The following is an 18,018-nucleotide window of genomic DNA, read 5'->3' on the forward strand; positions in this document are numbered from 1 at the left end:
CGTGCTCGACGAGCACGGGGCATCCGCCGTTCCCGGCCGTTTTCCCTCGGCGAGCCGCGCGGTCCTACGATTGGGCGATGACCGACTTCACGGTGCGCCGGGCGCGCACGAGCGATGTGCCGAGGATCATCGACGTCGTGGAGCCGTTCGTCAGCCGACGAATCCTGCTCGGCAAGGAGCGGGTCGACCTGTACGGCGCAATCCAGGAGTTCCGGGTCGCCGAGGACGCCGAGGGCCGCGTCATCGGCGCGGGCGCCCTGCACGTGATCTGGGAGGACCTCGGCGAGGTGCGCACCCTCGCGGTCGCCGAGGAGTGGCTCGGCCGCGGCGTCGGGCGCGCGCTGCTCGACGCGCTCGAGCACGACGCCCGCGAGCTCGGCCTGTCGCGGCTGTTCTGCCTGACCTTCGAGGTGGGCTTCTTCGGCCGCAACGGCTTCGAGGACATGGGCGAGGAGACCGTCGACCCCGAGGTGTACGCCGAGCTCGTGCGCTCGCACGACGAGGGCGTCGCGGAGTTCCTCGACCTCGCCCGGGTGAAGCAGAACACGCTCGGCAACACGCGCATGCTGAAGCGCCTCTGAGCCGAGCTGGGGGATGCCCCGGCGCGCCGCGTGCCTGCCCGACGCCGCGCGCCGCTGGACGTACCCTGTGGCCATGTCGACGAACCCTGCACCGAACGGGCGGCTCTCGCCCGCGGTGTACCGGCGTCGCCGGCTGATGGTGCTGCTCGGCGTCGTCGCGGTGATCGTCGCGATCGTGCTGGTGATCGTGCGCCCGGGCTCCAGCCAGGGCGACGAGAAGTCGCCTCCGCCCGCGGAGAAGACGACGGATGCCCCGGCCAGCACGGCGCCCGAGACCGTCATCCCGACCGAGGAGACCGCCGCCGACGGCGCCCCGTGCGATCCCGCGCAGCTGCTCGTCGAGGCGGTCACCGACATGGGGCAGTACCAGGCGGGGGAGCAGCCGCAGCTCTCCGTGTCGATCACGAACACCGGCAAGAACGTCTGCGTCATGAACGCGGGCACCGCGGTGCAGGAGTTCACGATCAGCAGCGGCGACGAGGTCTACTGGCGCTCGAGCGACTGCCAGACCGACGCGGTCGATGCGCAGGTCTCGCTCACGCCCGGCACCCCGGTCGGCTCGGCCGTGCCGATCGTGTGGGACCGCACCCGCTCCTCGACCGACACGTGCACCGGGGCGCGCGAGGCCGTGCCGGCCGACGGCGCCTCCTACCACCTGGAGGTCTCGGTCGACGGCATCGCCTCGGCCGAGACGAAGCAGTTCCTGCTGTACTAGCGGGCGGCCCCGCTAGCGTGGTCGGATGAGTTTCATGCCCTTGCGCTCGCGGTCCCGCACCCTCTCCGCGTGGTTCGCGACCAGGCCCGAGCTGTTCACCTCGGAGCGCTCTCCGCGCAAGACGATCACGTGGGCCGTGATCGCCGTGATCATGGCGATCGTGACGCTCCTCGTCTTCCTCAACCCGACCGGGACGGTCGAACTTCTGGGCGGGCGCGTGCGCTCCGGCCTCGCGATCGCGGGAGCCTTCGCGCTGCCGCCCGTCCTCCTCATCGTGAGCGTGGTCATGATCTTCGCCGGGGCCCGCCGCTGGCGGGTGAAGGGCGGCGGCGTGCTGAGCAACGCCGCGATCAACAGTGTGAGCGCGAGCTTCCCTCTCGACCGAGCGCTGTCCGCCCTGTGCGAGGGCCGCGCCGACAGCGTCGGGGTGATCGCCGCATTGGCGGCCATGAAGGAAGACACCGGGAACGAGCGTCTCGTCACGATCTGGTCCTCGCCCGCCGACCGGGCCATGTACATCGCGGTGCTGCGTGTCGACGGCAACGCGCAGTGGTTCGACACCGAACCGATCACGGTCGATCCGGACCGCTACTTCGACGCGAAGGTGTACGACCTCGCCGCCGCGCGCGGCAAGACGAGCATCGACGGTCTCTGATCAGCGCGACCTCCACGGCCGCCCCGCGACACCGTCAGTGCCCCAGCCGCTTCTCGAGCGCGACGCCCTGCGGCGTCTCGAACCGCGCGGCGAGGCTCTTCGGCGCACTGCTGAACGAGATCCGTCCGCCCGAGGCGGCATCCCAGCTCGCGATCCGCGACTCCTTGACTTCGCGCAGCGCGGCCGGCCCCCAGCGACGCTCCCCCTCGCGCACGGCGAGCGTGAACGCGTCGCCGAGGAAGGAGGTCGAGGCGGGAGTCACCTCGCGGATCACGTCGGAGATCCGGAGCGTGAGATAGCTCAGCGGATTCTCGCCGATCGTCGAGACATCCGGGATCGTGAAGCCTGAGACGGTATTCATGAGGTAGGAGACGCCGCGGTCGACCTCGACCGACCAGCCGAACCGCTCGGCCCCGACCGCGATGACCTCATCGCGCGTGAGCGGCCAGGAGGCGTCCGCCCAGAAGCCCATGACGTCGCACGCCTCGCTCGGAGTCATCGCCTTCCACGGCGGGATGGGATGCCGGTGCGCGGTGACCTCCACGTCGTCGACGTCGACCCAGCGGGCCCAGCCGTCGCGGGCGTCCCCCTCCCAGCCGTCACCCCAGACGAGTCGACTGTCGCGCGTGACGATCGCCGCACGCCCGTCACGTACGGCCTGCACCCCGTACTCGGCGCCGTCGAGCACCGCAGTCCACGTCCACCGGACGAGATCCTCGACCGCGGAACGGGGGACGCAGATGACGTCGTCCCGCGCTCCCGCGCTGCCCGTGACCTCCGGCGTGCCCTCGGGGACGTCCGATCGCCGGGCGGAGACGAAGGCGACGCGGATCCCCAGCGCTCCCGCCGGTCCGCTGGAGAGCAGCTCGACCTCCCGGCCGCTGATCCGGCCGAAGAGCCCGACGGGGTGCGGCGGCTCGTGCCGGAGGGCGGCGTCTTCAACCATGCGCATTCCTCTCAGAGGGAGACGGAGATGCCTTCATGATAGGTCGGGCACCGTTCGGCGGCGTCGTCGTCGGACGACAGTGCCGGCTCGCGCGTTAGAGCTCGCCGAGGATGCGCGCGCGGGTCTGCTCGTACTCCGCGTCGCTGATGCGGCCCTGTTCGCGCAGGCGATCGAGCTCGGCGAGGCGGTCGGATGCGCTCAGCGCGGGTGCCGGTGCGGTCTGGGGCGGGTGCGGGCTCATGGGTGATGCCGGAGGCGCGGTGTTGCGCGAGACGCGCACGACGACGAGCACGATCACCGCGACGATCGCGAGCGGCACGAGCACCATGCCGAGAATGATGAACGCGTGCCAGCCGTCGAATCCCATGAACATAGGGCGAGCCTAGTGCCGGCGGGTCAGCGGTCTTCGATGCGCAGGCCGAGCTGGGCCGCGAAGTGTTCGGCGAGGGCGGCGGCCTGTTGCGAGTCGATCGTGGCGCCGGCGAGGCCCTCGAGGCTGCGGATGGCGCGGATGTCGAGCCCGCGCAGATCGACGTCCTGCATGGTGGCCCGGGTGACGACGAGCTCGCCGACCGTGCAGTCCTCGAAGGCGACCCGGGCGAGGCTGGCCTCGCCGAGGTCGAGCTCGTCGAAGGTGCAGCCGCGGAACCGGACGTCGCGCAGCGCGGCGGCGCGCAGGTTCACCCAGCCGAGCTTGGACTGCTCGACGACGAGGGAGTGCAGTTCGGCGTCGTAGAGCTCGGCGGAGCCGATGCGGGAGCCTTCGATGCGCACATCGCGGAACGTCGAACGGGCGGCGGAGAGCACCGGGGCGTTCAGCCGCTCGATGCGCGTCTCGAGGAAGCGGGCAGCGCGGAACGAGGCCTCGTGCGCGTTCCACCCCACGAGCTCGCACTCGGAGAACGTCGCGCCGGAGAAGTCGCGGCCCTCGACCTCGGCGTCGACGAAGCGGAGCCCCTCGACGGTGCGCTGCGGGCCGAGCTCTGCGGCGTCACCGGGCTGGAGGCCGTCGAGGCGGAGCGGGTCGATCTGGGGCGCGCGGGTGGGCTTGGGCATGGCTGCACGCTATCGGCCGCGACCGACATGGCGGCCTGGGGCACGTCCGCGCGCGGCTACGCTGGAGGGATGGCAGGCACGGGCAAGAAGAAGGCGAAGGAGCCCCTGGAGTTCCGTTCGCAGGCGCTCGCGGAGGCGCTCGAACGGCAGGACATGGCGGCGGTCGCCCTCGCCCTGCGTCACGGCAACACCGTCGTGCCGCTCGTGAAGCCCGGCCCGCGCGACCGGCCGCTCGACGGCGGCGAGGTGTGGACCTATCGCGACCCGAAGACCGGCGAAGTCGCGCTGCTGCTGTTCAGCGATGCGGCCCACAAGCCGGCGAACCTGCCGCCCGCGGTGGGGCTGCAGAGCCCCGGCTGGCTGCGCAGCTTCCTGAAACGCTACGAGTCGACGATCACCACGGTGTTCCTCGACATCGCCGGCCCGCACCCGATGCAGGCACCGCCCGGCGAGCTGCTGCGCGCGCTCGAGGCGTAGCCGGGCAGCCATCGGCGACCCGCGCGAGGCTCAGAACGCCGCGTCGAGCTCCCGCTCGCGCGAGCCCTTGGCGGCCAGCATCGCGCGCTCGACCGCGGCGCGCACGCTGCCCGCCTCGACGTCGAGGATCGAGGTGTAGCCGAGCCGGCGGGCCTCGGTGGCGCGCTGCGTCGCCGCGGCGACGGGCCGCACCTCGCCCGCGAGGCTGATCTCGCCGAAGGCGGCGAGCTCGTGCGGCACGGCCCGGTCGCGCATCGCCGAGGCGATGGCCACCGCGATGGCGAGGTCGGCGCCCGGCTCGACGAGGCGCACGCCGCCGACCGTGGAGACGTAGACGTCGTGCTCGCCGAGTGCCTTGAGCCCCGCCCGCCGCTCGAGGACGGCGAGGATCATGGCCACCCGCGAGGGGTCGACGCCGTTCACCACGCGACGCGGTTGCGGCGCCTTCGTCGCGACGACGAGCGCCTGCACCTCGACCGGCAGCGCCCGGCGGCCTTCGAGGGCCACGGTGACGCAGGTGCCGCTCACCGAGGTGCGGGCGCGGCTGAGGAACAGGCCGGAGGGGTCGGGCACCTCGGCGATGCCGTCGCCGGTCATCTCGAAGCAACCGACCTCGTCGGTGGGGCCGAAGCGGTTCTTCAGCGCGCGCACGAAGCGCAGCGAGGTCTGCCGGTCGCCCTCGAAGTGGCACACGACGTCGACGAGATGCTCGAGCAGGCGGGGACCGGCGATCGTGCCGTCTTTCGTGACGTGCCCGACGAGCAGCAGCGGCAGATCGCGCTCCTTCGCGACGCGGATGAGCGTGGAGGCGACCTCGCGCACCTGGCTGGGCTGCCCCGGCAGGCCGTCGACCAGGGAGCTCGCGACCGTCTGCACCGAGTCGACGATGAGCAGTTCGGGGGAGACCTCGTCGATCTGCCCGAGCACCGTGGCGAGATCGGCCTCGGCGGCGAGGTAGAGCTCGTCGTGCAGGGCGCCCGTGCGGCCCGCGCGCAGCCGCACCTGGGCCGCCGACTCCTCGGCGCTGACGTAGAGCACCCGGCGGCCGCCCGCGGCGACGCGCGCGGCGACCTCGAGCAGCAGGGTGGACTTGCCGACGCCGGGCTCACCGGAGAGCAGGATGGCGGCGCCCGCGACGATGCCGCCGCCGAGCACCCGGTCGAACTCGCCGATGCCGCTCGGCCGGTGGCTCGTGGCGGCGACCTCGATGTGCGCGATGGGCCGCGCGGCCTGCGACGGTGCGATCGCCGCGGCCTTGACCGTGCGGGTGATGCCCGTCGGGGCCGCGGCCTCGACGACGGTGCCCCACTGCTGGCACTCGGCGCAGCGGCCGACCCATTTGGCGGTGCTCCACCCGCACTCGGTGCAGCGGAAGGCGGTGCTCGTTCGGGCCATGCCCAGAGCCTAGCCGCGGCCCCCGACACGGCCGGGCAGCTCGGCGAGCCGCGAGATCACCGCAGGGCGGAAGGCGCCCGCCCAGACCCGGTAGCCGCGGTCGTTCGGGTGGAACCAGTCCTTCGCGAAGCCGGTCAGGATGCCGCGAACGCCCTGCCGCTTCGTCGCCTCGTGCAGGGGCACGACGACGAGCCCGCGCGCCGCCGCCTCCCGGCGGAGGATCGCGTTCGCCTCGGCGACCTTGCGCTCGTTCGCGGGGAAGTAGAAGTACGGCAGATCGGCCACGACGGCGTGCTTGGGGACCGCATCGAACACGGCGCGGATGCCCTCGGCGAAGGCATCGGCATCCCAGTCGGCAATATCGTTCGCGCCGATCGCGACGGTGGCGACATCGGGCCGCAGCTTGCCGAAGCGGGGCAGCTGATCGCGCACCGCGAGCCCGACGGTGGCACCGGAGACGCTGAGGTTCACGACCCGCACCGTGCGCCCGCTGCGGCTGCGGAGCTCGTCGGCGAGGAGCCCCACGTAGCCGAGATCGGGGCGGCTCGCCCCGATGCCCTGCGCGGCGCTGTCGCCGATCGCGACGTAGAGCAGCTCGCCCCGGGTCTTCGCGAGGTCGCGCCACCACTTCGAGTGCACGGGGAGCGTCTCGTTCAGCACCGCGGACTGCTCGCGCCGGCGCTCGCCGAAGGCACGCCAGCCGAGGGCGCCGGCGGCCGCGGCGGCGCCGACGCCGCCGGCGACGAGCGCGATGGTGGCGAGACGGTGCGGAGCGGGCATGCGACGAAACTATGGGCGTCCGCTGAACGTCGGCTGAGCCATCCGCCGTCCGTCCGTTTTGGCCAGCCGGGCGGGATCGTCTACTATCGATCCCGGTGACGTGTCCGAGCGGCCGAAGGTGCAACTCTCGAAAAGTTGTGTAGGGTAACCCCCTACCGTGGGTTCAAATCCCACCGTCACCGCCAGCGAAAACCCCCGATCTCCACGGAGATCGGGGGTTTTGTGCATTCCGGTGGGCCGGTGGGCCGGTGGCGGGTCACGTGGTGCCCGTGTGCGTCCCGACGTTCACGACCCGGCCGTCGGACGCCCGGTAGAAGAACCGGGTGACGCCCCACGGTTCCTCGGTGAGGGGGTGCACGATCTCGTGCCCCGCCGCCTCCACGCGCGCGAGCGCGACGCGCACGTCGTCGACGAAGATCGAGACCTCCGGGTTCACCGGGGCGGAGGCGTCCCGCGTCATCAGGCTGAGCTGGTGGCCTTCGTCGTCGCCGAGCGTGACGATCCAGCCGTGATCCATGAGCACGCGCCAGCCGAGCACCAGCCGGTGCTCCTCGACCGCCTGGTGCAGCTCGACCACGGTGAGGTTGGGAACCACTCGTTCGACGCGCATCGGCCCAGTCTGACAGCTCGGCTTCACGAAGCCGGCAGGGCCTTCCGGAGCAGCGAGCTGAGCAGCGCCTGCTCGTCGGGCGACAGGCGGGCGAGCGCCTCGCGGGCGAAGCCGAAGGCGCGGTCGAATCGCTCGGCGACCTGCTCGCCGGCCGCCGTGCGCGCCACCATCCTGACTCGCTTGTCCGCCGGGGAGGCTTCGCGGGAGGTGAGCCCCATCCCGTCGAGGCGCCCGACGATCTGCGTGATGTTCGAGGCGTCGCAGCCGAGCTCCGTGGCGAGCCCGCCCATCGAGCGGTGCTCGGAGAGCCGGCCGAGCACGCAGGCCTGGGCTGCGCTCAGCTGCACGGATGCGGCGGCCCGGTCGAACGCCTGCTCGTAGGCGTTCACGAGGTCGAGGAGCAGGCCCTCGGCCTCCGAGGTCTCGGTCGCGATGCGAAGGGGGAGCGCCATGCCCCGATCCTAGCGCTGGAGACCATCAAGCAATCAGGGCCGGCGGGACGACGAGTCCGGTGCGGCCTCGTCGTCGGCGACGAGCAACGCCAGCTTCCCGACGTAGTGCTCGCGGAGCGCGCGGTGGGCGTCCTGCGCCCGGGCCATCGGGAATCGCTGCGCGACATGCGGCGTGAACGCGCCCGCCTCGACGACGGCGTTGAGCCGGTCGAGTGCTGCGCGGCCCCGGTCGCCGTCGAAGGAGAGGATCGGCGCTGCGGGCGCTGCGGCGGGGAGCGGATGCACGCCGTTCGGCCAGGCGATCCGCCCGGCGGGGGAGACCGCGCGGAGCGCTCGCTCGGCGGCCGGGCCGCCCGCCGTCACGAGCGCGGCGTCGATCCCGCCCGGGGCGAACGCCTCCGCGGCGGCCAGCACATCATGGGCGCGGCCGTCGACCACCGCGTCCGCGCCCTGCGCCCGCGACAGGGCGACGCCGTCGGCGCCGGAGGAGACGGCGAGGACCCGGATGCCTCGGTGGCGCGCCAGCTGCACCGCGAGGTGACCCATGCCTCCGCTGGCGCCGAAGACCATCAGCGTCTGGCCGGGACGGAGGTCGAGCAGTTCGAGGCCGCTCTGCGCGGTCAGGGCGTCCCAGGCCATCACTCCGGCCTGTTCCATCGAGAGCTGCGGGGGAAGGTGTGCCGCGTGCTCCTCGTCGACGACGCCGAACTCGGCGTAGAAGCCCCCGCGCGGCACGGGCATCGAGGCCGCGTAGACGCGGTCGCCGAGCTCGAATCGCGTGACCTCGGGGCCGACCGCTGCGACGGTGCCGGCCGCGTCCCAGCCGAGGACGTACGGGAAGCGCGACGGGATGCCGAACACGCCGTCGTAGTGCCCGCGGCGCTCCTCGGCGTCCCAGGAGGCCACGCCGGCGACGCGCACCCGGATGAGCACCTCGCGTGCGCCCACCTCGGGGACGGCGATCCGTCGGAGGGCGAGCTCGTCCTCCGCTCCGAACCGGTCGAGGACGACGGCGTTCATCTCGGCGGGTGTCGTCGTGCCCGGGGACGACGGCTGGGGTCGCGTGCGCATGGATGCTCCTATTTGCTTGATTGAATCAACTAAACCATCGATGCATGATTCGATCAAGGAATTTCACCGGGCCCCTCGGCGAACCCCTCGAGGGGTCTGCGGTTTCGACATGTCGAACACGCTCCTCCGGCCGCCGCACGCCCGGCCGGAAGGTGGCATCCTCGTCCCATGCCGAGTCTCGGATCGCCGCATCACGCGGACGTCGCGGTGCGCTTCGATCGCTTCGGAAGCGTGGACCAGCTCTCCTTGCGCCCGGTCGAGGCGGTCGAGCTCGCGCCGCAGCAGGTGCGCATCCGGGTGACCGTCGCCGGGCTGAACCCGGTGGACTGGCAGATCGTCGAGTCCGAGGCGCTCGCCGCGGCGTTCGGCATCACGGTGCCCGCCGGCTACGGGAACGACTTCGCCGGCGTCGTCGTCGAGACCGGCCGAGCGGTGAGGAGGTGGCGGGTCGGCGACCGGGTGTTCGGGGGAGCGCGGGGTCGCGCGCTCGCCTCGTCGCTCGTCCTCGAGGAGGACCATCCGAGCCTGCATCGCACGCCGGCCGACGTCGAGGATCTCGCGGCGGGGGTCCTCGACATCGCGGGTCGGACCGCTTCGGCTGTGGCCCGGGCGCTGGCGGTCGCGCCCGGCGAGACGGTCCTCGTCGGCGGAGCGGGCGGCGGGGTCGGCTCGATCCTGACGCAGCTGCTGGTGCACGGCGGCGCCCGCGTGCTCGGCACGGGGTCGGCGGCATCGGCTCCGTTCCTCCGATCCCTCGGCGCGGAACCGCTCGCCTACGGCACCGGACTCGCCGACGCGCTGCGGGATCTGGGTGCGCCCGTCGCCGCCGCGGCCGATCTGCACGGCGTGGCCACCGCTGTCGCCGCCCGCGAGCTCGGCGTCCCCGCGCACCGCATCGTCACGATCGAATCCGAGGATCCGCCCGCGGGGGTGCGCTCCGTCAACGGCTCCGACGCCCACCCCGGCGACCTCGGGCGGCTGCTCGCCCTCGTCGCCGAGGGCCGTCTCACCGTGCCGATCGCCGGGGTCTACCCGATCGAGCGGTTCGCGGAGGCCATCGCCCAGCAGCGGAGCCGCCACGTGCGGGGCAAGGTCGCCGTCGTGGTCTCGGGCGATCCGGGCGATCCGGCCAATCCGGGCGATCCGGCCGACCCGGCGGCCTAGCCGCGCTGCCGCCAGCGGCTCGCGCCGATGCCGAGCAGGGCGAGCGCGGCGCCGAGCAGCAGAAGGGGGCTCTCCAGCACGAGCGCGGCCGCGGCGCCCGAGAGTGCGACGAGCAGCAGGCCGTCGACCGCCCACGCCATCCGCACGGCGGCGCCGAGGTCGCCGACCGGCGTCGGGACGGGCGCGAGCAGCGCGGGCGGCATCGGCCCCTTCAGCGCGGCATTCACCCGCGCGAGCAGGGCGAGCGGGCCGAGCGCGAGAGCGCCGACGAGCGGCCCGAGGGCCGGGATCCCCGCCGCTGACGACGTGACGAGCACGGCCGTGAGGAGCGCGAGGAGCGCGACGACCGTCGGGAAGAGCAGGTGCCGGGCGAGGAGCGGTCCGTCGCCGATGCCGTAGAGCGGGAGCCCGGCGGCAACGCTCGCCGCGTGCCGCAGGCCGTCGCTGAGCGGACCGAGGCCCGCGAACAGGGTCGTTCCGGCGGCGGCCCCGAGCGCCCAGCCCGCCGCAGCGGGGGTGAAGGCGAGCGCGAGGACCGCACCGGCCCCGGCGACGGCGAGCACGCCGAGCAGGAGGCGGCCGGGGGTTCGGGCCGCCCCGATCGCATCGCGCACGAGGAAGACGAGGGCCGGCCGGCCGAGCCCGCGGACCGCGCGGAGCCGGCGGCCCAGCCTCGGCCGACGCTGGTAGACGGCGACGGCGGCACTGAAATCCATGCCGCCGGCGTGCACGGTCGCCGAGTCCCAGCGTGCGGACTGGGCCAGCAACTCACGGAGCCGGAGCCGGTTCAGCAGCGTCGGGATGGCGCACACGAGCGCTGCGCTGAGCGCCGCCAGTGCGGTCAGCGCGGCGACCGCGGGCGGGTCGCCGGCGACGGGGTACGCGAGCCCGACCCATCCCATCGGGGTGAACGGACGCAGCGCGGGGGCGGCCGCGGTGGCGGCGCCCAACCCGCAGACGCCGACGGCGATCGCCACCGCTGCGCGCGGGAGGGCCTGCCCGGCGAGCCAGGCGACCGTCGTGACCGCCCCGACGACGGCCCCGACGGCGAGGAAGACCGCCGCGTCGAGCGGGCCCGCCAGTCGGGCGCCGACGAGGGCGGCGCCGAGCAGGCCGGCGGTCGCGGTCGTGAGCACCGTCACCAGCGCGCCGGCGCGCAGCACCGGCCCGCGGAACGACTCAGCGCCGGCGAGCCCGCTCGTCGCGAGCGCGTGCGTCAGGAACGGCGGTCGCACGGCGGGGCCGCGGTCGCGACCCAGGAGCAGCGCGCCCGCCCACAGCGCCGCGACGACCGCGATCGCCGCGTCCGGGGCGCCGGCCGCGGTGATCGCCGCGATCCCCTCCGGGCTGGTCAGGCCGAGCCAGGCCGCCCGAACACCCGGGATCACCGTCACCAGGGCGACCATCAGCGCGAGGTAGACCGCGTACGCGCCGTCGCGGCTCGTGCGCGAGGTGCGGGCGCGCCAGATCCCGAGCGCTGCGCGAACGGGGCCGGTCACGCTGCGGCATCCAGCCAGAGCGTGCGATCGGCGAGCCGGTCGGCGAGCGCCGGGCTGTGGGTGGCGGCGATCACGGTCGCGCCCGCGTCGCGCCGGGCGCGCAGCACCTGGATCACGGACTCGACGTGCTCGGGGTCGAGCCGCTGCTCCGGCTCGTCGAGGAGCAGCACGTCGAACGGGCGGGCGAGGACCAGGGCGAGGCCGAACAGCTGGGTCTGCCCGGACGACAGCTCGTGCGGGAACCGCTGCCCGAGCCCGGTCAGGTGCAGCTCGGCGATCACCGTGCGCGCGAGTTCCGCCGCCTCGCGGGGATCGTCCAGCCAGGTCGTGGCCACCAGCAGGACGTGGTCGGAGACCGTCAGATCGGGCGCCATCGGCGGCAGTCCGATCATCGCGGCGACCCGTCGGCGGAAGCCGCGGTCTCGCGGGCTCACGTCCGCGCCGTCGATCCGAACGGTGCCGCGCGTGGGGGTCCTGGATCCGGCCAGCACGCCGAGGAGCGTCGACTTGCCGCTGCCGTTCCTGCCGCGGATCGCCAGGACGGCGCCGCGCGGCACCGTCAGCGTGACGGCCGGCAGGAGCGTCGTCCCGCCCGCGGTCACCGTGACGCCATCCACCTCGATCATGCGAGCCATCCTCTCAAACGGCGGCGGCATCCCCGGCGAGCCGGCGCGAGGCGCGCAGCAGCGCCAGGATCTCGCGCGGGCGGTAGCGCAGGAAGAGGCGTTGCGGCCGCGCGCCGCGCACCAGGGCGTCCGTGCCGCCGTCGCAATAGATGAGCTGTCCGGTCATGAAGCGGTTCTCGGGCGAGACGGCGTGCGCGAGCAGGGCGGCGACCGGGGCCACGGGGCCCGGTGCGCCGAGCGGCTGCGGCAGTGCCGTCTCCAGCAGCTGCCGGTCCCGGTCCCACGTGCGCAGCACGAGCTCGGTGCCGATGATCCCCGGGGCGACGGCGTTCAGGACGATCCCTGAACCGGCCCACTCGGCCTGCACGGAAGCGGCCCGGACCCAGTGGTTGAGCGCGATCTTGCTGGAGCGGTAGAGCTGGCTGCCCCGCCGGGTGCGGATCAGCCGCCTCGCGACGCCGAGCGCCTTCTCCTCGTTCCCGCTGAGGCACGCGCGCACGAGCGCGCCGCTGCCGCGGTTCAGGGTCGACGACGAGGAGACGACCACGGCGGCCGGCGCGGGAGAGCGGGCGAGCAGGCGGCGGAGCCCGTCGAGCACGGCGACGGTGCCGAAGTGGTTCAGCGCGACCGTCTCCACCCGCGGCGCGCCGAGCCCGGCCGCGGCGACGATCCCGTCCAGCCGGCCTCCGCTCAGCGAGTCGACCTCGTGGATGAGTCGCGCGCGCCCCTCCGCGCTCGCCAGGTCGGCTCGGACGTCGACCCCGTCGCCGAGGCCGCAGCGGATCACCCGGCCGCGTTCGGCGAGCAGGTCGGCGACCGTGCGGCCGAGGCCGGAGTCCGCTCCCGTCACGAGGTACGTCCGCGCAGCTGATTCCATACCGATCAGTATCGACAAAAGATTGCAGATCTGCAATTTTGTGCGGATCGCGGCTAGACTCGGCTCATGCCGCAGGCGCAGGGGAACGGACACGACGCCCGGCGTCGGCGCACCCATCAGGCGCTGCGCGACAGCGCCGCGCAGCTCTTCGAGGCGAACGGCTACGAGGCGACGACGGTGGCCGAGATCGCCCGCCGCGCCCAGGTCTCCGAGCGCACCTTCTACGCGCACTTCCCGTCGAAGGAGGACCTGCTCTTCGCGCACGTCGACGACTTCACGGCCCTCGCCCGGCGGGTCGCCGGCGAGACGGACTCCCCGCATCCCGCGGATCGGGTGCGCGCGGCCGTGGTTGCCCTGATCGAGGCGGCCACGAGCGAGGACGCCCTCGCGCGGCAGGCGGCGATCCGGGCGGCGCTCGGTTCGCGGGGCGAGATCCCGCGCTCGCTCGCCGCGCAGCTCATGGACCTCGCGCGCGGGCTCGCGCTCCGGATCGCGGCCGACACGGGGGCGCCGCTCGCGAGCGTCGCGCCGATGGTGGGCGCCGCGCTCGGCGCCGTCGAGGGCGCCGGGCTCGACGGCGGGCTCCGCGCGGAGCCCGGAGACGTGCGGCGCGGCGCGATGGTCCGGGCGCTGGATGCCGCGCTCCTCGGGTTCCGCGAGAGCGGGGCCTAGGCGGACTGCGTGAGCCTCGCGAGCGAGCGCAGGAAGGGCTCGCGGTCCGCTTCGGGCAGTCGTTCGAGCACCGAATCGTAGAGGCCGTCGAGGACGCCGGCGGTGGCGGCGACGACCCGCCGCCCTTCGTCGGTGACCTCCACGACCCGCGCCCGGCGGTCCTCCGCCGGGATCTTGCGCTCGGCCAGTCCGGAGCGCTCGAGGGCGTCGAGCGTGTTCACCATGGTGGACTTGTCGAGGCAGGCGAGCTCGGCGAGCTCGGTCTGCGTCTTCTCGCCGGATGCCGCGCACAGCAGCACGCTCACCGTGCGCAGCGTGGTGTCGAGCCCGCCGAGCTCCTCGGCAGCCCGATGCTCGATCGAGCGGGACAGCAGCTGAAGCTGAACGACGAGGTCGCTCACCGTGCGTGCGATCATGCCCCAAGCATAGCAGTGCATAAATAGATCGTCTAAAAGTAGATTATCTGTTACGGTCGTGCGGTCCCCTGGCGTCGATCGAAGGAGCACCGACATGACGACCTCCCGTGCACGCTGGATCGCGCTCGTCGTGCTCTGCATCGGCACGCTCATGACGATCCTCGACGAGACGATCGTCAACGTCGCGCTGCCGGTCATGCAGGAGGAGCTCGGGTTCTCGCCGGCCGGGGTGTCCTGGGTGATCAACGCGTACCTCATCGCCTACGGCGGGCTGCTCGTCTTCGCGGGACGTCTCGGCGACCTGCTCGGGCACCGCCGGGTGCTCCTCATCGGCGTCGCGATCTTCACGGCCGCCTCGGTCTCGGCCGGGCTCTCGCCCAGCGCGATCCTGCTCGTCGTCTCGCGCTTCGGGCAGGGCGTCGGCGCGGCGCTGATCACCGCGGTCACGCTGGCGCTGATCGTGACGATGTTCAGCGAGCCGCGCGAGCAGACGCGGGCCATCGGCTTCTACAGCTTCACCTTCGCCGGCGGCGGCGCGCTCGGGCTGCTGCTGGGCGGCGTGCTCATGCAGATCGCGAGCTGGCAGTGGCTCTTCTTCATCAATGTGCCCATCGGGCTCGTGAGCCTCATCGTCGGCTGGCGGCTGCTCCCGCGCGGGCGCGGGCTCGGGCTCGGTCGAGGGCTCGACGTCGCCGGGGCGGCGCTGCTCGTGTCGGCGGTGTCGCTGCTCGTCTACGGCGTCATCACCGCAGAGCACCTCGGCTGGGGCGGGGCCACGCTGCTCACGCTCGGCGGCGCCGTGATCCTGCTGCTCGGCGTCGTCGTGCGGCAGCGGCGCGCCTCGGTGCCGCTGCTGCACCTCGGCGTCCTGCGCGATCGCGACGTCGCGGGGGCGAACGTCGTCCAGTTCCTCGTCACCGGCGGGCTCTACGGCTCCTTCTTCATCGCGACCCTGCTCCTGCAGCAGGTGCTCGGCTACGCCCCGATGCAGATGGCGCTGGCGTTCGTCCCGCTGACGATCGTCACGGCGGTCGCGTCCATCGTGGTCGCGCCGTTCCTCACGGCACGGTTCCGAGAGCGGATCACCCTCGTCGTGGGCCTGCTCGGCTTCCTCGCGGGCGCGCTGCTCCTCGCTCGCGTGCCCCTCGACGGCGGCTATCTCGCCGATGTGCTCGCACCGCTGCTGCTGCTCGGCCTCGGCATCGGGATCGTGCTGCCGCCGATCATGGGCCTCGCCATGTCGAAGGCCGGCGAGGACGAGGTCGGCGCGGTCTCCGGGCTCGCCAACTCGACCGGCATGATCGGCGGGGCGTTCTGGACGGCGGTGGTGGCCTCGCTGATCGGCGCCGTCGCCGGCGCGCGCGGCGACGCAGCCGGGGAGGAGCGGGAGGCGCTCGCCCAGGGGCTCTCGGCCGGGTCCTTGGCGATCGCGGCGGTGCTCGTCGTTGCGCTCGCCGTCGCGTTCGTGGTGCTGCGCCGGCGGAGCGATCCGGCGGCTCCGACGGCGTCGATCGCGGACGCGCGGGCCGCAGGCTAGTCGATTCCGCGCAGCACGGCGCCCACGGCGAAGTCGAGCTCCGAGCGGGCGTCGCTGACGTCCTGCTCGGCCGCGCCGGCCAGGCGCGGGAACCGCTCGGCGACTGCCTCGCCGAGCCAGGCGATCGGGGTCGCCTCGGCGACACTGCGCTCGAGCGAGGCGTACTGGCGGATGAGGCTGTCCAGGAGCAGGGCGAGTCGCAGCGGGTCGACCTCCGCGTCATCCTGGATCGCGCCGACGAGCGCATCGATCCAGGCGTACGCGCGCGGCTGGGTCGGCATGCGAGTGGGGGTGACCTCGGAGAGCCAGGGATGCTCCGCGTAGCGCGCCGCGAGTGCGGCGACCCAGGCCCGGCAGCGGTCGCGCCACTCGGCGCCGGCGATTCGCGGCGGGTCGCCGATCGCCGCGTCGACCATGAGTTCGATCAGCGTGGCCTTGGCGTCGACGTAGCGGTAGATCGCCGTCGTCGTCATGTCGAGGCGCGCCGCGACCCGGCTGAGCGAGACGGCGTCGAGCCCCGCCTCGTCGGCGAGGGCGACGGCCGCAGCCGCGACCTGGGGGAGGGTCCATCTCGCCTTCGGCCCGCGGACCGGCGCGGGCTCCAGGCCCCAGAGCTGGCGCAGGGCGCGATCCTCTTGACTGTGCATGGCGTTCACTGTAACGTGCTCATTCAGTGAATGCCATTCACAGTAAAGGAGTCGACATGACCACCGTCCTCATCACCGGGGCCTCCTCGGGCATCGGCGCCCGCGCTGCGGCCCGCTTCGCCGGTCGCGGCCTGACCGTCGTCGGCGCCGCGCGCAGCATCGACGCCATCGCCCGGCTCGACGGGGTGATCCCGATCGAACTCGACCTCCGCGACGAGGCCTCCGCCACGCACGCCGTCGCCGAGACGACGCGGATCGCCGGCCCCATCGACGTCCTCGTCAACTGCGCGGGCTACGGCGAGTTCGGCAGCGTCGAAGAGACCTCGCTCGACCACGCGCGCCAACAGCTCGAGGTGAACGTGCTCGGCGCGATGGCGCTCGTGCGGGCCGCGCTGCCCGGAATGCGCGAGGCTGGCCGCGGCCGGGTCGTGAACGTCTCCTCGCTCGCGGGCGAGTTCGCCGCGCCGCTCGGCGGCTGGTACCACGCCTCGAAGTTCGCCCTCGAAGCGCTCTCCGACTCGCTGCGCGGGGAGGTGCGCCAGTTCGGGATCGACGTCACGCTCGTGCAGCCGAGCTACGTCGCGACCGAGTGGCACGAGACGGCGATGGTGCACCTCGAGCGGGCCTCGGCGCGGGGACCGTACGCCGAGATGGCCGCGACGATGCGGGCGTACTTCGCGAGCCCCGGCCTCGCCCGCCAGATGTCGACCGTCGACGCGGTGGCGGAGCTCGTCGTGCGGGCGGCGCTCACCCCGAAGCCGAAGACCCGCTACCGCATCGGGCCCGGCGCGAACCTCGCCGTCGCGCTCGCGACGCTGCTGCCGGACCGCGCGTTCGACGCCATGACCCGCAAGCAGTTCGGCTACGCCTGAGGGCGCCGGGCACTCCATCGATCACCACTCGGAAGGACCGCCATGACCATCGCCATCGCCATCACCGCCACTGTCGCCCTGCTCGGCATCGCCGTCATCTTCGGCGCCGACGTCGTCGCGGCCGTCGTGCTCCGGCCCACCTACGCGGGGGTCGACGACCGCACGCTCGTGCAGGCGGTGGGCCGCGGCCACCACTTCGGCGACCGGCGACTCCCCGTCGCCGGCATCCTCGGCGTCGTCTGCACCGCGCTCACCGCGGCGCTCGCCTTCGTCGCCGGGCTGGTGCTGCCGGGTGCCCTCGCGAGCGCCGCCCTCCTGCTGCTCCTCGTCTGGCTCCTGCTGTTCGCGCGCATCTCGAAGCCGATCAACGCCCGGCTCGCCGCGGCCGCGCTCGCCGACGAGGTGCCGGCCGACGCCCGCGCCCTCCAGCAGCGCTGGGAGTCGATCATCGATCTCCGCGCCGTCATCCAGGGGGCCGCGGTCGTGCTGCTCGCGCTCGTGCTGCTGCTGCTCTGAGCCCCTGACCTGGATCAGCCCTGCGCCGGCTCCACGTCCTGCACGTCCGCGCCGACGCCGATCGGCTGCCGCGGGTCGACCGGGATGGGCTCGGGGTCGAGGTGCTCCGGCACGAGCTCGATGCCGCCCGTGCTGTTCGCCGAGCGCATGAGGTCCTCGAGCCACTGGGCGTTGAGCTCGGGGCGCTCGGGCTCGGTGAAGACGAAGCGGAGCGGGATGGCCGGGTGCAGCCAGAGCGTCTCGCGCCCGCGCGGCTCGTCGTCCGGGTGCCGCCAGGACAGGGTGAAGCTCTCGTTGCGGCGCAGCTTGGTGGTCAGGATGACCTTCAGGTGCGCGAGCGCGCGATCCTCGATCCCGATCGGGGTCTGCGAATCCCCGTAGTACAGCGTTCCCATGACGCCGACCGTACCGTTTTTCTCCAGTCGTATTGAAGTCGCTCGCTCGCGGCTGCGCG

Annotated in this window: 23 protein-coding genes and 1 tRNA gene; 10 read left to right on the plus strand and 14 right to left on the minus strand. The window is 73.3% G+C overall.

Features of this window, described 5'->3' with window-relative positions:
* The first annotated feature begins 77 nt into the window (after positions 1 to 77).
* The 3 genes from MTP13_RS08740 to MTP13_RS08750 all read left to right on the plus strand — a co-directional run bounded on the left by MTP13_RS08740 (position 78) and on the right by MTP13_RS08750 (position 1,951).
* Positions 78 to 581, plus strand: coding sequence for an amino-acid N-acetyltransferase (locus tag MTP13_RS08740; protein WP_243570689.1), 504 nt, complete (start codon positions 78 to 80; stop codon positions 579 to 581).
* A 73-nt stretch (positions 582 to 654) separates the two neighbouring features.
* Positions 655 to 1,296 carry a hypothetical protein gene (locus MTP13_RS08745; RefSeq protein WP_243570691.1) on the plus strand — a complete coding sequence of 214 codons (642 nt, stop codon included), beginning with the start codon at positions 655 to 657 and terminating at the stop codon, positions 1,294 to 1,296.
* Positions 1,297 to 1,321: 25 nt separating this feature from the next.
* Positions 1,322 to 1,951: a hypothetical protein gene (locus tag MTP13_RS08750; RefSeq protein ID WP_243570693.1), complete on the plus strand. Its 630-nt coding sequence runs from the start codon at positions 1,322 to 1,324 to the stop codon at positions 1,949 to 1,951.
* A 34-nt stretch (positions 1,952 to 1,985) separates the two neighbouring features.
* On the opposite strand, the gene MTP13_RS08755 is transcribed toward MTP13_RS08750, so the two are convergent.
* The 3 genes from MTP13_RS08755 to MTP13_RS08765 form a co-directional block, all read right to left on the minus strand.
* Positions 1,986 to 2,897 (minus strand): DUF6301 family protein, encoded by a 912-nt coding sequence (locus tag MTP13_RS08755; RefSeq protein WP_243570694.1) that lies wholly within the window; start codon positions 2,895 to 2,897, stop codon positions 1,986 to 1,988.
* A 94-nt stretch (positions 2,898 to 2,991) separates the two neighbouring features.
* The gene (locus MTP13_RS08760; RefSeq protein ID WP_243570695.1) at positions 2,992 to 3,270 is read right to left on the minus strand and encodes an SHOCT domain-containing protein; all 279 of its coding nucleotides are present in this window, start codon (positions 3,268 to 3,270) and stop codon (positions 2,992 to 2,994) included.
* Between the two features lie 23 nt (positions 3,271 to 3,293).
* Positions 3,294 to 3,953: a pentapeptide repeat-containing protein gene (locus MTP13_RS08765; protein ID WP_243570696.1), complete on the minus strand. Its 660-nt coding sequence runs from the start codon at positions 3,951 to 3,953 to the stop codon at positions 3,294 to 3,296.
* Between the two features lie 69 nt (positions 3,954 to 4,022).
* Between MTP13_RS08765 and MTP13_RS08770 the strand changes: the two genes are divergently transcribed.
* Complete coding sequence (locus MTP13_RS08770) at positions 4,023 to 4,430, plus strand: dehydrogenase (protein WP_189083622.1); 408 nt, start codon at positions 4,023 to 4,025, stop codon at positions 4,428 to 4,430.
* Between the two features lie 30 nt (positions 4,431 to 4,460).
* Here MTP13_RS08770 and radA read toward each other — a convergent pair whose 3' ends face one another.
* Both radA and MTP13_RS08780 read right to left on the minus strand, forming a co-directional pair.
* On the minus strand, positions 4,461 to 5,825 hold the full coding sequence (gene radA / locus MTP13_RS08775) for a DNA repair protein RadA (protein ID WP_243570698.1): 1,365 nt from the start codon (positions 5,823 to 5,825) through the stop codon (positions 4,461 to 4,463).
* Positions 5,826 to 5,834: 9 nt separating this feature from the next.
* Positions 5,835 to 6,605 (minus strand): SGNH/GDSL hydrolase family protein, encoded by a 771-nt coding sequence (locus tag MTP13_RS08780; RefSeq protein WP_243570699.1) that lies wholly within the window; start codon positions 6,603 to 6,605, stop codon positions 5,835 to 5,837.
* A 94-nt stretch (positions 6,606 to 6,699) separates the two neighbouring features.
* Here MTP13_RS08780 and MTP13_RS08785 point away from each other — a divergent pair.
* A tRNA-Ser gene (locus tag MTP13_RS08785) sits at positions 6,700 to 6,790 on the plus strand.
* A 71-nt stretch (positions 6,791 to 6,861) separates the two neighbouring features.
* Here the strand turns inward: MTP13_RS08785 and MTP13_RS08790 are convergent.
* The 3 genes from MTP13_RS08790 to MTP13_RS08800 are packed head-to-tail and all read right to left on the minus strand — an operon-like array spanning position 6,862 to position 8,738.
* The gene (locus MTP13_RS08790) at positions 6,862 to 7,215 is read right to left on the minus strand and encodes a VOC family protein (RefSeq protein ID WP_243570700.1); all 354 of its coding nucleotides are present in this window, start codon (positions 7,213 to 7,215) and stop codon (positions 6,862 to 6,864) included.
* 23 nt (positions 7,216 to 7,238) lie between these two features.
* On the minus strand, positions 7,239 to 7,667 hold the full coding sequence (locus tag MTP13_RS08795) for a MarR family winged helix-turn-helix transcriptional regulator (RefSeq protein ID WP_243570701.1): 429 nt from the start codon (positions 7,665 to 7,667) through the stop codon (positions 7,239 to 7,241).
* A 33-nt stretch (positions 7,668 to 7,700) separates the two neighbouring features.
* Complete coding sequence (locus MTP13_RS08800; protein ID WP_243570702.1) at positions 7,701 to 8,738, minus strand: quinone oxidoreductase family protein; 1,038 nt, start codon at positions 8,736 to 8,738, stop codon at positions 7,701 to 7,703.
* A 168-nt stretch (positions 8,739 to 8,906) separates the two neighbouring features.
* On the opposite strand from MTP13_RS08800, the gene MTP13_RS08805 reads away from it, so the two are divergent.
* Positions 8,907 to 9,902: an NADP-dependent oxidoreductase gene (locus tag MTP13_RS08805; RefSeq protein WP_243570703.1), complete on the plus strand. Its 996-nt coding sequence runs from the start codon at positions 8,907 to 8,909 to the stop codon at positions 9,900 to 9,902.
* Here the strand turns inward: MTP13_RS08805 and MTP13_RS08810 are convergent.
* Genes MTP13_RS08810 through MTP13_RS08820 form a run of 3 tightly spaced genes read right to left on the minus strand, consistent with a single transcriptional unit; the run spans position 9,899 to position 12,904 of the window.
* Entirely contained in the window at positions 9,899 to 11,401 is a 1,503-nt protein-coding gene (locus MTP13_RS08810; RefSeq protein WP_243570705.1) for a hypothetical protein, read from the minus strand. The two genes, MTP13_RS08805 and MTP13_RS08810, sit on opposite strands and share 4 nt — an antisense overlap.
* On the minus strand, positions 11,398 to 12,027 hold the full coding sequence (locus tag MTP13_RS08815) for an ABC transporter ATP-binding protein (protein WP_243570706.1): 630 nt from the start codon (positions 12,025 to 12,027) through the stop codon (positions 11,398 to 11,400). The genes MTP13_RS08810 and MTP13_RS08815 overlap by 4 nt, the downstream gene beginning before the upstream one ends.
* A gap of 13 nt (positions 12,028 to 12,040) precedes the next feature.
* A complete protein-coding gene (locus MTP13_RS08820) occupies positions 12,041 to 12,904 on the minus strand; it encodes an SDR family oxidoreductase (protein ID WP_243570707.1) in 864 nt (287 codons plus the stop codon).
* A 66-nt stretch (positions 12,905 to 12,970) separates the two neighbouring features.
* On the opposite strand from MTP13_RS08820, the gene MTP13_RS08825 reads away from it, so the two are divergent.
* Complete coding sequence (locus MTP13_RS08825; RefSeq protein WP_243570708.1) at positions 12,971 to 13,576, plus strand: TetR/AcrR family transcriptional regulator; 606 nt, start codon at positions 12,971 to 12,973, stop codon at positions 13,574 to 13,576.
* Here the strand turns inward: MTP13_RS08825 and MTP13_RS08830 are convergent.
* Positions 13,573 to 13,992 carry a MarR family winged helix-turn-helix transcriptional regulator gene (locus MTP13_RS08830; RefSeq protein WP_243570710.1) on the minus strand — a complete coding sequence of 140 codons (420 nt, stop codon included), beginning with the start codon at positions 13,990 to 13,992 and terminating at the stop codon, positions 13,573 to 13,575. The two genes, MTP13_RS08825 and MTP13_RS08830, sit on opposite strands and share 4 nt — an antisense overlap.
* Positions 13,993 to 14,086: 94 nt before the next feature.
* On the opposite strand from MTP13_RS08830, the gene MTP13_RS08835 reads away from it, so the two are divergent.
* Complete coding sequence (locus MTP13_RS08835) at positions 14,087 to 15,529, plus strand: MFS transporter (RefSeq protein WP_243570711.1); 1,443 nt, start codon at positions 14,087 to 14,089, stop codon at positions 15,527 to 15,529.
* On the opposite strand, the gene MTP13_RS08840 is transcribed toward MTP13_RS08835, so the two are convergent.
* On the minus strand, positions 15,526 to 16,176 hold the full coding sequence (locus tag MTP13_RS08840; protein WP_243570713.1) for a TetR/AcrR family transcriptional regulator: 651 nt from the start codon (positions 16,174 to 16,176) through the stop codon (positions 15,526 to 15,528). The genes MTP13_RS08835 and MTP13_RS08840 overlap by 4 nt on opposite strands.
* A 56-nt stretch (positions 16,177 to 16,232) precedes the next feature.
* Between MTP13_RS08840 and MTP13_RS08845 the strand changes: the two genes are divergently transcribed.
* Together MTP13_RS08845 and MTP13_RS08850 are read left to right on the plus strand one after the other, a co-directional pair.
* Positions 16,233 to 17,048, plus strand: a complete 816-nt coding sequence (locus MTP13_RS08845) for an SDR family NAD(P)-dependent oxidoreductase (RefSeq protein WP_243570715.1) — start codon at positions 16,233 to 16,235, stop codon at positions 17,046 to 17,048.
* A gap of 42 nt (positions 17,049 to 17,090) precedes the next feature.
* A complete protein-coding gene (locus MTP13_RS08850) occupies positions 17,091 to 17,564 on the plus strand; it encodes a DUF1772 domain-containing protein (RefSeq protein WP_243570717.1) in 474 nt (157 codons plus the stop codon).
* 14 nt (positions 17,565 to 17,578) lie between these two features.
* On the opposite strand, the gene MTP13_RS08855 is transcribed toward MTP13_RS08850, so the two are convergent.
* Positions 17,579 to 17,959 (minus strand): DUF7882 family protein, encoded by a 381-nt coding sequence (locus MTP13_RS08855; protein WP_243570718.1) that lies wholly within the window; start codon positions 17,957 to 17,959, stop codon positions 17,579 to 17,581.
* Between the last annotated feature and the right edge of the window lie 59 nt (positions 17,960 to 18,018).

The organism is Agromyces soli, assembly GCF_022811605.1.
GTDB classification, from domain to species: domain Bacteria; phylum Actinomycetota; class Actinomycetes; order Actinomycetales; family Microbacteriaceae; genus Agromyces; species Agromyces soli.

Excerpts from the sequence above, each read along its gene's own strand:
- MTP13_RS08740 (WP_243570689.1), top strand. The coding sequence starts at position 78 with ATGACCGACTTCACGGTGCGCCGGGCGCGCACGAGCGATGTGCCGAGG.
- MTP13_RS08745 (WP_243570691.1), top strand. The coding sequence starts at position 655 with ATGTCGACGAACCCTGCACCGAACGGGCGGCTCTCGCCCGCGGTGTAC.
- MTP13_RS08750 (WP_243570693.1), top strand. The coding sequence starts at position 1,322 with ATGAGTTTCATGCCCTTGCGCTCGCGGTCCCGCACCCTCTCCGCGTGG.
- MTP13_RS08755 (WP_243570694.1), bottom strand. The coding sequence starts at position 2,897 with ATGGTTGAAGACGCCGCCCTCCGGCACGAGCCGCCGCACCCCGTCGGG.
- MTP13_RS08760 (WP_243570695.1), bottom strand. The coding sequence starts at position 3,270 with ATGTTCATGGGATTCGACGGCTGGCACGCGTTCATCATTCTCGGCATG.
- MTP13_RS08765 (WP_243570696.1), bottom strand. The coding sequence starts at position 3,953 with ATGCCCAAGCCCACCCGCGCGCCCCAGATCGACCCGCTCCGCCTCGAC.
- MTP13_RS08770 (WP_189083622.1), top strand. The coding sequence starts at position 4,023 with ATGGCAGGCACGGGCAAGAAGAAGGCGAAGGAGCCCCTGGAGTTCCGT.
- radA (WP_243570698.1), bottom strand. The coding sequence starts at position 5,825 with ATGGCCCGAACGAGCACCGCCTTCCGCTGCACCGAGTGCGGGTGGAGC.
- MTP13_RS08780 (WP_243570699.1), bottom strand. The coding sequence starts at position 6,605 with ATGCCCGCTCCGCACCGTCTCGCCACCATCGCGCTCGTCGCCGGCGGC.
- MTP13_RS08790 (WP_243570700.1), bottom strand. The coding sequence starts at position 7,215 with ATGCGCGTCGAACGAGTGGTTCCCAACCTCACCGTGGTCGAGCTGCAC.
- MTP13_RS08795 (WP_243570701.1), bottom strand. The coding sequence starts at position 7,667 with ATGGCGCTCCCCCTTCGCATCGCGACCGAGACCTCGGAGGCCGAGGGC.
- MTP13_RS08800 (WP_243570702.1), bottom strand. The coding sequence starts at position 8,738 with ATGCGCACGCGACCCCAGCCGTCGTCCCCGGGCACGACGACACCCGCC.
- MTP13_RS08805 (WP_243570703.1), top strand. The coding sequence starts at position 8,907 with ATGCCGAGTCTCGGATCGCCGCATCACGCGGACGTCGCGGTGCGCTTC.
- MTP13_RS08815 (WP_243570706.1), bottom strand. The coding sequence starts at position 12,027 with ATGATCGAGGTGGATGGCGTCACGGTGACCGCGGGCGGGACGACGCTC.
- MTP13_RS08820 (WP_243570707.1), bottom strand. The coding sequence starts at position 12,904 with ATGGAATCAGCTGCGCGGACGTACCTCGTGACGGGAGCGGACTCCGGC.
- MTP13_RS08825 (WP_243570708.1), top strand. The coding sequence starts at position 12,971 with ATGCCGCAGGCGCAGGGGAACGGACACGACGCCCGGCGTCGGCGCACC.
- MTP13_RS08830 (WP_243570710.1), bottom strand. The coding sequence starts at position 13,992 with ATGATCGCACGCACGGTGAGCGACCTCGTCGTTCAGCTTCAGCTGCTG.
- MTP13_RS08835 (WP_243570711.1), top strand. The coding sequence starts at position 14,087 with ATGACGACCTCCCGTGCACGCTGGATCGCGCTCGTCGTGCTCTGCATC.
- MTP13_RS08840 (WP_243570713.1), bottom strand. The coding sequence starts at position 16,176 with ATGCACAGTCAAGAGGATCGCGCCCTGCGCCAGCTCTGGGGCCTGGAG.
- MTP13_RS08845 (WP_243570715.1), top strand. The coding sequence starts at position 16,233 with ATGACCACCGTCCTCATCACCGGGGCCTCCTCGGGCATCGGCGCCCGC.
- MTP13_RS08850 (WP_243570717.1), top strand. The coding sequence starts at position 17,091 with ATGACCATCGCCATCGCCATCACCGCCACTGTCGCCCTGCTCGGCATC.
- MTP13_RS08855 (WP_243570718.1), bottom strand. The coding sequence starts at position 17,959 with ATGGGAACGCTGTACTACGGGGATTCGCAGACCCCGATCGGGATCGAG.